Genomic DNA, 12800 nt, shown 5'->3' on the forward strand with positions numbered 1-12800 from the left:
CGGTTTGCGCAAGTCGGAGGCATCCTCGTGGCCGAGGCAGGTGTGCAGTGTCCCGGTACAGGTGATCCGGACCCGGTTGCAGGACTCACAGAAATTATGGGTCATCGGCGTGATGAAGCCGAGCTTGCCGCCGGTCTCGGCCACGCGAACGTAGCGCGCCGGGCCGCCGGTATTATCGTCGAGATCAGCCAGAGTGTATTGTTGGGCGAGACGGGCGCGAACCATCGATAGCGGCAGATATTGATCGATCCGGCCTTTGCCGATGTCGCCCATCGGCATGACCTCGATCAGCGTCAGCGCCATCTCCTTGCCATGCGCCCATTCCATCAAGGCGGGAATTTCATCCTCATTCAGGTTCTTCAGCGCGACCGCATTGATCTTGACGGCGAGCCCCGCCGCACGGGCGGCCTCGATGCCGGCTATGACCTTATCGAGATCGCCCCAGCGCGTGATCGCGCGGAACTTCGCCGGATCGAGCGTATCCATCGATACGTTGACGCGGCGTACACCGCAGTCGCGCAATTCGCCGGCAAAACGGGCGAGCTGGGAACCATTAGTCGTGAGCGTAAGTTCGTTGAGAGCGCCGGTCTCAAGATGGCGGGAGAGCGAGCGCACCAGCGACATGACATTGCGCCGGACCAATGGTTCGCCCCCGGTCAATCGCAGCTTCCGCACGCCCTTGGCGATGAAGGCGGAGCAGAGTCGATCAAGCTCTTCGAGTGTGAGAAGGTCGGCCTTGGGCAGGAATGTCATGTCTTCCGACATGCAATAGAAGCAGCGCAAATCGCAGCGGTCCGTCACCGACACCCGCAAATAGCTGATGGTCCGTCCGAACGGGTCCGTCATTGCACGAGACAGCGATGCGGCAGGATGCAGCGTAGATCCGTTCATTCACCAGCCTTGCTCATCCAGATTGCCGAGGGCCCCCCAAGCGCTAACCGAAACGGGGCGCTCTCACAATGTATGCATGATGCGGCCTGCCCACAATTGCCTTGCTGGGCGCGGCGCGGGCCCGGGTTCGCGGGGGCGGACCGGAAATGGGACCGCGTGGGGCGGGACGCCCGGCAAGAGAAAGCTGGGGCAGCGCAGGCAATCACGAGTTCTGGGCGCTCAGGTGGGCTGCCGCTGAGAGATCAGGCTTTGCACCGCCTCAGGAAGTTCCCGCATGTGGCCGATCAGGCGATCCGGCTTGAGATCGGCAATGGGAACCTCGGTATAGCCGAATTGGACACCAATGACGGGAATGCCGGCGCGGCGGGCAACCCCGACATCCGGACCGGCATCGCCGACCATGATCGCGGAGGAGAGATGGCCGCCGGCGCGCGCGACCGTCTGCTTCAGGATCGCCGGATCGGGCTTGGAAACTCCGAACGTGTCGGCTCCGCAAATCGCCGAAAAGCGCGAACTCATTCCCAGCTGATCCAGCAGCAGCTTCGACAGCCATTCCAGCTTGTTTGTGCAAACAGCAAATCGGAAGCCGAGCCGTTGCAGATCGCTAAGCGCGTTTTCCACGCCTTCGAACGGGCGGGATCCGTCGGCGATATGGGCGGCATAATGGTCGATGAAATCGGAGGTGAGGCGGGTGATGTCTTCGATGGTTGCGGAGCGGCCCTCCAATTCCAGCCCCCGCTCGATCATCTTGCGGGCGCCCGCGCCGATCATCTTGCGCGCTGGTTCGAACGGCACCGGGGGCAGGCCTTCGCGATCGAGCACGAAATTGAGCGCGTTGATCAAGTCGGGCGCCGTATCCACGAGCGTGCCGTCAAGGTCGAACACAACGATGCGGGCAGGAGTCATGACAAAGCCGTATCGGCCCGCATGCGTCGGTGCAAGAGGCCGGTAGAGCGCCGCAAGGGGCGCAAATGCGGCCGATTTGGCCGTTCTTCGCCCCGTATGGCGCTGTTACTTCCCGGAGAACAGCGGTAGACATGCCTCGCCGGCGCGGGGGGCTCGCGTGCCGGCACTTGCTTGGGGGCACCGTCGGCTCGTGAATATGGATCAACTGAAGCGGCAGGCGGCCGCGGGGGCGCTCGAATACGTGCATGAGGGCATGAGGGTTGGTCTCGGGACCGGCTCGACCGCGAAACACTTCGTTGAGCTTCTGGGCGAGCGGGTTAGCGCCGGGCTGAAGATTATCGGTGTGCCGACATCGGAAGCGACCCGCGACGATGCGGTCAGATGCGGGATTCCGCTGGCCACGCTTGATGAAGTAGATCGGCTCGACCTGACGGTGGATGGCGCGGACGAGATCGATCCCTCTCTCAATCTCATCAAGGGCGGCGGCGGTGCATTGCTGCGGGAAAAGATCGTTGCCGCGGCATCGGATCGCATGATCGTGATCGCGGACGATACCAAATGGGTGGGAGTTCTCGGCCGCTTTCCGCTGCCGGTGGAAGTGATTCCTTTCGGCTTCGCCGCGACCCAAAGGGCGATCGCAAAGGCATTTGCGCAGGCCGGCCTTTCCGGGCAAATGGTGGTTCGAAAGGGCAAGGACGGCCACGTTTTTGTCACCGATGGCGGCCACTGGATCGTTGACGCCCATCTTGGACGAATAACCGATGCTCCGCGCCTGGCCGGCCTGCTGACCGCCATCCCCGGAGTTGTCGAGCACGGGCTGTTCATTGGTCTTGCCAACCTGGCGATGCTGGCCGGCCCTCAGGGAATTCGCGTCGTCGAACGGCCATAAGGCCGCAATTTAGGAGAATCGGAATGAAGAGGCTTGCAGGAATTTTCACGGCCGCGGGCCTTGTGCTCGGATTGGCACTGAGCGGCGCCCCGGTCGGGGCGCAGCAGCCGGCTCCACAGCACAAGCAGGCTTCGCCGGCGGCCATTGCGGCGGCCAAAGAGATTCTGGCGTTGAAGAATGCAAGCGCGATGTATGCGAATGCGGTGCCCAATATCGTGCAGAAAACCAAGGACCAGTTCCTGCAGACTAATCTGAACTACCAGAAAGATCTCAACGAGGTCGCGGTCGTGGTTGCACAGAAGCTTGCTGGCCGCGAAAAGGAAATCGGTGAGGGAATGGCGAACGCCTACGCCAACGAGTTCACCGAGCAGGAGTTGAAGGACCTGGTGACGTTCTACAAATCGGCACTCGGCCAGAAATTGTTGAAGGCCGAGCCGAGGGCGATTCAATACAGCATGTCCTACATGAACCAGTGGGCACAGAGCTTCGCCGAGGCGGTCAATGGCGAGTTTCGCGCCGAGATGCGCAAGCGGGGCAAAGAGATCTGATCACGCAGGCTGGTTCGGATCGGGGCTGAGATGGCTGAGTTCGACGTCGATCTGTTCGTCATCGGAGGAGGTTCGGGCGGGGTTCGCGCCGCCCGGATCGCCGCCGGCCACGGCGCGCGCGTGATGGTTGCCGAAGAGTACCGGATGGGCGGCACCTGCGTGATCCGCGGCTGCGTCCCGAAAAAGCTCTTCGTGCTTGGCTCGCACGTTCATTTCGAGATCGCGGATGCCGCCGGCTTCGGTTGGACCATTCCTTCGGCCACGTTCGACTGGCGAACCCTGGTCGCCAACAAGGACAAGGAAATCGCCCGGCTGGAGGGCATCTACACCACCAATGTCGAGAAATCCGGCGCGCACATCGTCAAGACGCGCGCGGTATTCGAAGATCCGCACACGCTTCGTCTCGCGACTGGCGAAGCCCTGACCGCAAAACACATCTTGATTGCGACCGGAAGCGCGCCCAACCACGGACAGATGATCCCGGGCATCGAACACGTGATTTCGTCAAACGAAGTGTTCCATCTGGAAGAGCTGCCCAAACGCATTGTGATTCAGGGTGGCGGATACATCGCGCTGGAGTTTGCCTGCATCTTTGCGGGCTTCGGCTCGGACGTGACGGTGATTTATCGCGGCGACAACATCCTGCGTGGCTTCGATGAGGATGTGCGCCTCCATGTCCGCGCCGAAATGGAGCGGGAAGGCATCACAGTTCTCACCGGCTGCACGGTCAGCAAGGTCGACAGGCACGGTAACGAATTCACGAGTCATCTGACGAACGGTTCGAGCATTGCGTCGGACAAGGTGATGTTCGCGATCGGGCGGCATCCGAATGTAGCCAATCTGGGGCTCGAAAAAGCGGGAGTCGCGATCAATCCGCGCAATGGCGGGATCGCGGTCGACAATTTCTCGCGAAGTTCGGTGCCGCACATCTACGCGATCGGCGATGTCACCCATCGGATAAATCTGACGCCGGTCGCGATCCGCGAAGGGCATGCTTTCGCCGACACAGTATTCGGCAAGCGACCGGTTGAAGTCGATCACGCCACCATTCCGACTGCGGTGTTTTCGCAGCCGGAGATTGGGACGGTCGGATTGACGGAGGCTGAGGCCCGCGCCCAATTTAGCCGCGTGGATATTTACAAAACTGATTTTCGGCCGATCAAGTCGACGATGTCAGGCCGCGACACCCGCATTTTGATGAAGCTGGTGGTGGACGGCACCACCGACCGGGTGGTCGGTTGCCATATCGTCGGAGACACCGCGGCTGAAATCGTGCAGGCAGTCGCCATAGCCGTCAAAATGAAGGCGACCAAGGCCGATTTCGACGCGACCTTCGCCTTGCATCCCACCGCGGCCGAAGAACTCGTGACCATGCGCACGCCGACCGCACGCTATATCCGCGAGGCTGCGGAGTAGCGCTTTCGAGCGACGCTAGCCTGCGCCATGCCGTAGATGTGCGCCGAGCCGAAGTGCTGACCTGCTTCAACCTTACTGATGCACTGCTGTGAAGCCTTCGATGGTGGTCCCATTGAGGCCACCAACAGATATGGCAATCACCGCGGCAGGCCCTGGTTGCTTGGTATCAGCGATACAGACGCCCCCCGCCGAAGTGCGGTTTCAATAGGATCTTCAGGGTTGCGAGTTTGCAAACAGCCGCCGACCGGAAACGACAGCATGCCTGTCCGATTAACGCACGCTGCTCGGTCGGGAATGGGTGCGCCATCTTTGAAAATTGGTACGGGAAAGCGTGCGACCGCCCAATTTGAGGATAACCCGGTTGGAAAATTAGATGTTAGAATTTGGCTGCAGCACGCCTGAAATCAAAGGGAGGATTTCTTGTACAAGAAAGTGCTTCTCGCCTATGACGGCTCAATCGAAGGACGACGCGCGCTGCGAGAGGGAGCAAGAATCGCTCAGCTCTGCGGCTCTGAGGTATTCCTGCTCGCCGTCGTGGAAGCTTCGGCCGGGATCGGAACGTTGGACGGCGGTTTTGTGCTGCCGATAGCCGAACAGGTTGAAGACTACAAAAAAATCCTGGGTGAAGGCGTCGAGCGGCTCAAGTCGATGGGCTTCGCACCGACGGCGCGGCTTGGGATCGGCGAAGCCGGACGTGAAATCGCCAAGGTCGCCCAGGAGATCGGCGCAAATCTGGTCGTTGTCGGTCATCGTCCGGACGGAGCGCTGGCGCGATGGTGGTTCAGCTCGGTCGGGACATACCTGGTCAAGCATGTTCATTGCAGCGTTTTGGTCGCGCAAACCGAGGTGGGTGACGAGGAATTTTCCAAATTGCTGACGGGCTCTCCGGCCGAGGCGTGAAATTATCACGACGTGGCGGCGACCGGGCTGCAATGACACAATTCCGGTGTTTGCGTCTGATTGAATGACTTCAGCCAACTAATCGCTCGGCATGATCGATCGTGCGGAGGATTTCCATGGGTCTGCTCTCACGGCGTGCTTTGCTGGTCCCAATGTTGCTTGTCGCCGCAACGGCGCAGGCGGTAGATCGCGGGCAGTTCGAAGATGTCCCCGAGGATATTCGTAACTGGTTTAAGGGCGTAACAAGTCAGACCGGTGTGCCCTGCTGTGATATTGCGGATGGGCACCGCACCGATTACGAGGTGCGCGCGGGCGCGTACTGGGTGCCGGTCAACGGTGCGTGGTGGCGCGTTCCGGATCAGGCCGTCATTCGTAACGCCGGCAATCCGCTGGGCGAAGCGATCGTCTGGTATGTCAATTTTCGCGGCAGTATCGAAATCCGGTGCTTCGTGCCAGCCGATACAACGTGACGAGCCCAGCGCGCGGACTGATTGTCACGCAGCCGAATGATGCGAAATTGACGAACCCCAGATAGTTGGCCGCGAGCTTGTCATATCGGGTCGCGACGCGCCGTCGCTTGGTCTTGTCGAAGAACCGTTTGATCAACTTGCTGCTTGTCCCTGCTGATTCTGGGAGTGTCCCGCTTTGTCAGTTGGAGGCCACCTAGCCACGCCAGTGCACGAAAGATTAGGCTCAGCTTACAGCAGCAAGCCAATGGAGGCGCGATATGCCCGGACCGACCCAAAATGCCGAGTACTATTTCAAGAGAGCCTATGACTCTGCTCTGGCGGCAGCAATCCATACGAGAAACGTCCAAGATGAGACAGGAATTGCCGTGTATGATATTGCAGCCAGCCTGTCAGGCCTTTCGAAAGGATTGGCAGAAATGGCAATCGGACTGCGGGCAACATACATCCTACTTGAACGCACCGAACAAAAGCTCGACCGCCAACGCGTCCGTTAGGAAGAAGGCCCGCCACAGCGGCCTCTTTCAGTTCATAGCCTCCAAACTGCAACGGCACGGATCATAAGCGCTTCGTCTTTGTCGCGCGAAACTAGTCAGCGCTGACTGTCAGTCCTGCCGGCGAAAACCTGGTGATGTGACTTGGAAACGAGCTAATTGATCAAGCGCGTCATGTCCGCCGCTGACCGGCAGGCGGCAGCCCAAACGGACAATGGCCCAGCCCCACCCGAGTCGGTGTATGAGGCGATACCGGCCAATCAGTCGAAACGTATTGTTCAGTGTTGCCGCTTTCTGAGCTATAACTTTACAAATGGAGCAGGTGAGAGGCTGTATGTGAGCAGTCGTTCTCAAGCCAATCCAGGCTCAGATCCTGTTCCGCTACTGGTTGGGCGAATAGCGAGCAAACGGCGCCGGAGAGGGCCTTAGGCAACATCCGGCGAACCGAAAGAAGCGACCGAAGAGGCACTTTAGGGAGGGTAAAGATGCATCATTTCGTCACGGCTTTATCTGCCGGGGTTATAGCCACGGTGCTTATTAGCGGTACTGCGTTCATGCCTGCCTCCGCTGAGGCCGCCACTGATGGCACCGCGCTGAAAGCGGCGACCGCTACGTGCAGGGCAGAAGCGCAGGACCAGAAAATGGGCTGGCTCGCGAGGCGGAAATACGTGAAGAATTGCGTCGCAAGGACTGTCAAACTTACGCCGGCCGAGATTGCAAAGATTGCTTTGAACGATGCGGTCATTGGATGTAAGGCCGAGGCGAAAGGCAAGAAGATCGGCTGGATGGCGAGACGGAAATTCGTCGGTAATTGTATCACAGTCGCTCTCAAGGACTATTCTCTTGACGTCAATGACGTGCGCAGAGAGCTGAACGTCCGTGACCTCCGGGTGTACACACCCGAAGAACTTGGATGTTATCAGAACGTCTTTTGTTGAACGCGCGTATTCAGGTTTAGACTATCCGCACATGACTGCGTGCCTATCGCGATAGGCTCTACTTATTGGACCCAACTCGGCAATGTCTGATTTGGTTATTACCAGACATTAACCCGACGTGGGCCCGAGCAATGTCCGCTTCATCCTGTCGGCATCAATCAACTAATTCACGAACCGAAAAGAAGGAGCCGACCTAGCCACCCACGAGCCTTCCTGCTCGGCAGTTCGCACAGGAGAGTGTGACATGTCTCTTATTCTCAATCAGGTTACGTTCCAAAAGAGTCTCGCCTCGCTTCCCCTTGTCAGCTACCAGGCCGGCGAGACTGTGATCGCCGATGGTTCGAGGACCGGTCGGCTGCTTATCCTGAGCAAGGGAACTGTCGCCATTGTCAAAGAGGGCACAGAGATTGCGAAGGTGGCCGAACCTGGTGCGGTGTTTGGTGAACTTTCCGCCCTGCTAGACCAGCCGCACGCTGCGGACGTGCGCGCTACGGAAGCCTCAGAGTTTCACGTGGCCGACGCGAGCACGCTTCTCACGCAAAATCCAGTCGCGGTACTTTATGTCGCGACGATGCTGGCCCACCGACTCAACGGCGCAAATCACGCTCTTATTCAGTTAAAGCACCAACTGTTGACCGGCGAGCCGCCTAACGTGGTCGCCAAAACGGTCAGTAAGATGGAAGGATTCCTGATCGCGAGCGCTAGCCTTATGTATGCGGGCTATCCAAACGATCCGTACGCATAGCTGTAGGAGCATCATCCACCGTGGCGCGACAATCTTGAAGGCCGCATCGGTGAAGTCCGAAATCACAGCAGGTCTCGTTTCGTCGGCCATCGCTATTCCGCTCTCTATGGCCTACGGCATGTTCGCCTTTGTGTCGCTGGGTGACGAGTATTTCGCCTATGGCGCGATGGCTGGACTTTTCTCCACGGTAATCGCCGGCTTGGTCTGCGTGCTGATGGGCGATCGCTCGACACGCATTTACGCGCCGCGCATCACCACCACGTTCTTTCTGGGCCTCCTACTGCATTCGCTGCTGGAGCGGACTCCCACAATTGACGGCGAACCCAATGTCGCCGCGACGCTGCTGGTGTTTTTCGCAATCATCCTCCTCGGTGGATTATTGCAGGCGCTATTCGGCCTACTCCGCCTGGGATCATTGATCAAATTCGCCCCGCATCCGGTCATGGCGGGCTTCCAGAACATGGGGGCCGTTCTGTTGTTTTTGGTGCAGCTCGGCAACGTGCTGGGCTTTGATCGCAATGTCCGCTTCAGCCGCGTGTTCTCGGCTATCGGAGAAGCACGGCCGCTCAGCCTTTTTGTCGCCATACTGACGATCGCGGTCATGTGGAATGCGCGGAGGCTTACCACCAAGGTGCCGCCACTCTTGCTCGGGCTCGGCTGCGGCATCGTCGTTTATTATGGACTCGCGCTGGCCGGTTTTGGCGATTGGCTTGGGCCCGTCATAGGGCCGCTTACCGCCAGTGCTGCGATGCGCACGGTGTTGGTCGATTTCTCCGGCCTACCGATGGCCGATCCCCTGGAGCATTCGCTGCCAGTGATCGCCTCGAGCGCGCTGGCCCTTGCTTTGATTGCCTCCATCGACGCGCTGCTGTGCGCGAAGCTGGCCAGCCGACCGGGCGAGCTCAGCGCGGGTGATGACAAGCTCCTTGTCCGTCTTGGGCTAGCGAATGCGATCTCTGCCGGCTTTGGCGGCATCACCAATGGTATCAATATCGGACCGAGCCTCGCCAACCGCGCCTTGGGTGCACGCAGCTCGCTCTCGGTCATCGTCAACGCGGTCGTGGCGCTGCTAGCCGCGACGGTTCTGTTTCGGCTGCTCGCCTACATCCCGCGTGCCGTGTTGTCGGCAACGATCATGGTGATCGCCATCCAGCACATCGAACCGTGGAGCTGGAAGTTGGCCGGCCGGCTACTGGCGCCGGGCACGCCGCAGCGCGGCGCCATTGCGCTTGATCTCGGGATCAGCGTGTTCGTGGCGCTGATGTCGATCGCCATCAACGTCGTACTAGCTGTTTTTATTGGCATTATTCTCGCGGTGTTTCTGTTCGTGCTGCGCATGAGCCGGTCCAACATCCGCAAGACCTACCGCTGCGATGTCGTACGCTCGCGGCGCTTCCGCAGCCCGGCCGAACTCGAGATCCTGCACCGGCGAGGCAACTCTGTGCTGGCGATCGAGTTACAGGGCGCGCTGTTCTTCGGCACCGCCGACCGTCTGGCGCAATACGTAGACAGCGAAACTGCTGATGGTACCAAAGTCGTGCTGCTGGAATTGCGGCGCGTCACCGAGATCGATTCGACCGGCGCGCGTATCCTCGGTGATATCGATGCTGCGCTGCTTGCACGGGGCATCAAGCTGGCGATGGTGCTATCCAGCCGAACCGAAACCGCAGCCCGCCTCACCGATGTCTTCGACCACGATCGGTTCTTTCCCGACATCGATCGGGCTATCGAATGGGCCGAAGATGATCTGCTGCGGGAATTCACCGGCACGGCCACGGGGCTTTCGCTCGGCGAGGTCCCACTATTGCGCGACTTCTCGGCGGATCAGATCGAAGATCTGCGAAGTTGGCTCGAACCGGTGGCGTGGCCCGCTGGGCACGTTGTTTTCCGTAGCGGTGAGCCCGGCTCCACGCTCTATCTCGTCACCACAGGCCGTGCCAGCGTCCATATCGCGCACGGGGAGGGTGACATCCGGCTGGTGACCTTTGCGCCTGGCGCCGTTGTCGGTGAGCTCGCGCTGCTCGACCGCGGGCTGCGATCGGCGACAGTTACCGTCGATGAAGATCTGACGGGCTTTGCACTAAGCGCAGCCGCTTTCGACGGACTGTCTCACAAGCAGCCGGATATCGCGATCAAACTGCTCGCGGCGCTCGGACACGAATTGAGCGTGCGAATTCGGTATGCCAACCTGACGATCCAGCAACTGGAGACCTGAGGGCTCAGCACGGCTTCAACCCGGTGGCAGCATCCGAGCACAACCAACGCCTGCGGCGCGTGCACTGTGACGGTCCGGCGAACGGTCAGAGTTGATGCTGCCCGACCTGCGTGGAATCACGCTTGTGGCCGTCTCGCGCCTGCTACGGTCTTATCGTCCTGGCCACTCTGAATCCAAGCGTGTCAAATTCAACCTCCCTATGGCGATCGAATCGGATGGCCGCGCGAACGAGTTCGGGTTCATTGTGCCAGGATCCTCCTCGAATGACCCGATAGTTTGTGTCACCGCCCTGGAGCCACGCCGAGCCGTCGGTCGGTGCGCCTTCGTAACTGTCGTGCCAAATATCTTCTACCCACTCCCAGACATTGCCTTCCATGTCATAGAGACCAAACGCGTTCGGCCGAAACGATCCAACTGGCGCGGTTTGCAGTAACCAGGCGCCGCCACATCCGTTGCAGTTGGCGTTGCCGATGCCGGACTCATCTCCCCATGAGTAACGCGTGTTTGAGCCAGCGCGCGCCGAATACTCCCATTCGGCCTCCGTCAGGAGTCGATACTCCTTGCCAGTAAGCCGCGAGAGCCAAGCCACATACTGCTTGGCGTCGTCCCAACTCAGGTTGATCGCAGGCATGGTCCCACGCCCCCAAGCGTCCTTAGCCGGAGGACACGCCGCGGCTGCCACGCAGGCATCCCACTGATCGAACGTTACCTCGTACTTGGAAACGGCAAAGGGTTTGCCGATCGCCACTTCGTGCTGCGGACCTTCGCCCGCAGTGCGATCCATTTCGCCTTCCGGCGAGCCCATCGTGAATTTGCCCGCGGGCACTACAACCATGAGCGGACACGCAACCGCGCATTCCCTGAACTCAGAACCGGCGGTCTCTGCGACGCCTTTCTCCTGCTCGATGGTGAGCATGGTCGGCGCAGCCGAGAGCGGCTGCATCCTTTCCGCGGCAGCTCCCGTGATTTCAACGCAGGTGTGGGCTCCAACGCAAAGCAGGCTAGAGACGACATAAACCATTGTCGTCTCGCTCTTCGTCCGAGCAAGGCCATCAACAGCTCGCGACAGAACTTCAGTTCCGAGCATGACTGACAGTGTTGTCCTTTTCGACCCCGGCGATTGGATGTAATTTCTAAGCAGTCCGCATCCAGGCCATCCCGTCACTTAGCGGCCGGCAAACCTTGGTAGCTATCGGTGCATAATGGAGCGTGGCAAGCGGCCCGCGCGGGTCAGAAATATGGGTTCAGGACCTAATCGAGGTAACTGACGACCCCCGTCTGCAAATCGTAAATCGCCGCGGTGACCTTTATCTTCCCCCCAGCGATGCCGGTAGCGATAAGCTTGCTCGCGGTTAGCCGCTTGGCGGTTCGCCTCGCGCTTTCCTTGGCGGCATTGTTGACCCAATCGCCGGGACTGCTTCGGGAAGCAATCGCTGCTGGTAAGATCGGGTTGATCATGTGCCCGATAGCACCGGGATAGGTCGCATCCTTGCTGACCACATCGCACGCCGCTTTGACTGCGCCGCAGGCGGTATGGGCAAGAACGACAATGAGCGGTGAGCCGAGTACGACGGCTCCGTATTGAGCGGTCCCAAGCGTGGCTGTGTCGACGAGATTGCCGGCGTTCCGTGCAACGAAGAGCTCGCCGACGCTGTGGCCGCCGAAGATCAGCTCTGGAGGCACACGGCTATCCGCGCAGCTGATGATCGTTGCCCAGGGAGCCTGGTGCGGAGCCACCGCGTTCCGCTGCTCCTTGAGGTCGATGCTGCAAAGTTCCGGATGGCTGACATAGCGTTCGTTCCCGGTTTTCAGCGCGGCAAGTGCCTCGCCGGGTGACATCGCGGTCGGCGCACCTGCGGCGCGCGCCGGTCCGGACAGGCCGCCAAGCCCCAGCGCGACCACGCCCGCCATACCAAACTTCAGGAGCTTCCTCCGGTCGACGTCTCGATGGCCGCAAATGCCGCACATGACTTCGTCCCCGCGTTCGGAAAGTTCAGCTAGTAAACAGCAGCGCGCAGATGCGATGCGACGCGAAATTCAGGTTAAGCTTATCAGTATTCTCCGCAGCGGCTGTATCTCGATCGCCACAGTTCGCAGCTGCCGAGCGAAGTCGGACAGGCGAACACCCGAGCGCGCAGCTGTACCGACGGGCAAATCAAGCAACGTTCCTGTCCAGCCCCGTTTGCAAAAACATTTTCGTTCCCACTTGACGCAAATCACTTCATAAGCGCGGCCGTCTCGTCCCATCAAAGGGGCGCTCGCGATCGTCACGGACGCGGGACGGGATGCGATGGACGCTGATGTGCCGCTGACGAACGGCATGTGATGCGGACGGCGAAGTCGTGTGGTTCTGACGTCTCGACGCTGGCGTCAAGTTGGCGGGAAGTATCC

The 12800-nt window shown here is 59.9% G+C and carries 13 protein-coding genes and 1 pseudogene; 9 read left to right on the top strand and 5 right to left on the bottom strand.

The features are described from left to right. Both moaA and VJV58_RS13440 read right to left on the bottom strand, forming a co-directional pair. Positions 1-891 (bottom strand): GTP 3',8-cyclase MoaA (moaA, locus tag VJV58_RS13435; protein ID WP_324137840.1); only part of this gene is annotated, 891 nt, incomplete at its 3' end. A gap of 219 nt (positions 892-1110) precedes the next feature. Continuing rightward, positions 1111-1797, bottom strand: a complete 687-nt coding sequence (locus VJV58_RS13440) for an HAD family hydrolase (RefSeq protein WP_324137841.1) — start codon at positions 1795-1797, stop codon at positions 1111-1113. A 190-nt stretch (positions 1798-1987) separates the two neighbouring features. Between VJV58_RS13440 and rpiA the strand changes: the two genes are divergently transcribed. From rpiA to VJV58_RS13465, 5 genes are all read left to right on the top strand, one after another. Then, positions 1988-2686 carry a ribose-5-phosphate isomerase RpiA gene (rpiA, locus tag VJV58_RS13445; protein ID WP_324137853.1) on the top strand — a complete coding sequence of 233 codons (699 nt, stop codon included), beginning with the start codon at positions 1988-1990 and terminating at the stop codon, positions 2684-2686. A gap of 23 nt (positions 2687-2709) precedes the next feature. Continuing rightward, positions 2710-3234 carry a DUF2059 domain-containing protein gene (locus tag VJV58_RS13450; RefSeq protein WP_324137842.1) on the top strand — a complete coding sequence of 175 codons (525 nt, stop codon included), beginning with the start codon at positions 2710-2712 and terminating at the stop codon, positions 3232-3234. Between the two features lie 30 nt (positions 3235-3264). Further along, a complete protein-coding gene (gene gor / locus VJV58_RS13455) occupies positions 3265-4650 on the top strand; it encodes a glutathione-disulfide reductase (protein ID WP_324137843.1) in 1386 nt (461 codons plus the stop codon). A 420-nt stretch (positions 4651-5070) separates the two neighbouring features. Beyond that, the gene (locus VJV58_RS13460; protein WP_324137844.1) at positions 5071-5550 is read left to right on the top strand and encodes a universal stress protein; all 480 of its coding nucleotides are present in this window, start codon (positions 5071-5073) and stop codon (positions 5548-5550) included. 116 nt (positions 5551-5666) lie between these two features. Continuing rightward, a complete protein-coding gene (locus VJV58_RS13465; RefSeq protein ID WP_324137845.1) occupies positions 5667-6020 on the top strand; it encodes a hypothetical protein in 354 nt (117 codons plus the stop codon). Here VJV58_RS13465 and VJV58_RS13470 read toward each other — a convergent pair. Continuing rightward, positions 5965-6153: pseudogene (locus VJV58_RS13470) on the bottom strand (hypothetical protein); the annotation flags it as partial. The gene VJV58_RS13465 and the pseudogene VJV58_RS13470 overlap by 56 nt on opposite strands. Before the next feature lie 124 nt (positions 6154-6277). Between VJV58_RS13470 and VJV58_RS13475 the strand changes: the two are divergent. From VJV58_RS13475 to VJV58_RS13490, 4 genes are all read left to right on the top strand, one after another. Then, complete coding sequence (locus VJV58_RS13475; RefSeq protein WP_324137846.1) at positions 6278-6514, top strand: hypothetical protein; 237 nt, start codon at positions 6278-6280, stop codon at positions 6512-6514. A gap of 482 nt (positions 6515-6996) precedes the next feature. After that, complete coding sequence (locus VJV58_RS13480; protein ID WP_324137847.1) at positions 6997-7449, top strand: hypothetical protein; 453 nt, start codon at positions 6997-6999, stop codon at positions 7447-7449. Positions 7450-7693: 244 nt separating this feature from the next. After that, a complete protein-coding gene (locus tag VJV58_RS13485; protein ID WP_324137849.1) occupies positions 7694-8194 on the top strand; it encodes a cyclic nucleotide-binding domain-containing protein in 501 nt (166 codons plus the stop codon). Between the two features lie 34 nt (positions 8195-8228). Further along, entirely contained in the window at positions 8229-10409 is a 2181-nt protein-coding gene (locus VJV58_RS13490; protein ID WP_324137850.1) for an SLC26A/SulP transporter family protein, read from the top strand. A gap of 142 nt (positions 10410-10551) precedes the next feature. On the opposite strand, the gene VJV58_RS13495 is transcribed toward VJV58_RS13490, so the two are convergent. Both VJV58_RS13495 and VJV58_RS13500 read right to left on the bottom strand, forming a co-directional pair. Then, entirely contained in the window at positions 10552-11430 is an 879-nt protein-coding gene (locus VJV58_RS13495; protein WP_324137851.1) for a formylglycine-generating enzyme family protein, read from the bottom strand. A 230-nt stretch (positions 11431-11660) separates the two neighbouring features. Beyond that, positions 11661-12377 (bottom strand): carbonic anhydrase, encoded by a 717-nt coding sequence (locus VJV58_RS13500; RefSeq protein ID WP_324137852.1) that lies wholly within the window; start codon positions 12375-12377, stop codon positions 11661-11663. Between the last annotated feature and the right edge of the window lie 423 nt (positions 12378-12800).

Origin of the sequence: Bradyrhizobium sp., assembly GCF_035273305.1 — a bacterium.
Lineage (GTDB): Bacteria > Pseudomonadota > Alphaproteobacteria > Rhizobiales > Xanthobacteraceae > Bradyrhizobium.

Bases quoted from the DNA above. Each gene is read 5' to 3' on its own strand.
- VJV58_RS13495 (WP_324137851.1), bottom strand. From the start codon at position 11,430: ATGGTTTATGTCGTCTCTAGCCTGCTTTGCGTTGGAGCCCACACCTGC.
- gor (WP_324137843.1), top strand. From the start codon at position 3,265: ATGGCTGAGTTCGACGTCGATCTGTTCGTCATCGGAGGAGGTTCGGGC.
- VJV58_RS13465 (WP_324137845.1), top strand. From the start codon at position 5,667: ATGGGTCTGCTCTCACGGCGTGCTTTGCTGGTCCCAATGTTGCTTGTC.
- VJV58_RS13480 (WP_324137847.1), top strand. From the start codon at position 6,997: ATGCATCATTTCGTCACGGCTTTATCTGCCGGGGTTATAGCCACGGTG.
- VJV58_RS13440 (WP_324137841.1), bottom strand. From the start codon at position 1,797: ATGACTCCTGCCCGCATCGTTGTGTTCGACCTTGACGGCACGCTCGTG.
- VJV58_RS13485 (WP_324137849.1), top strand. From the start codon at position 7,694: ATGTCTCTTATTCTCAATCAGGTTACGTTCCAAAAGAGTCTCGCCTCG.
- VJV58_RS13500 (WP_324137852.1), bottom strand. From the start codon at position 12,377: ATGTGCGGCATTTGCGGCCATCGAGACGTCGACCGGAGGAAGCTCCTG.
- VJV58_RS13475 (WP_324137846.1), top strand. From the start codon at position 6,278: ATGCCCGGACCGACCCAAAATGCCGAGTACTATTTCAAGAGAGCCTAT.
- VJV58_RS13450 (WP_324137842.1), top strand. From the start codon at position 2,710: ATGAAGAGGCTTGCAGGAATTTTCACGGCCGCGGGCCTTGTGCTCGGA.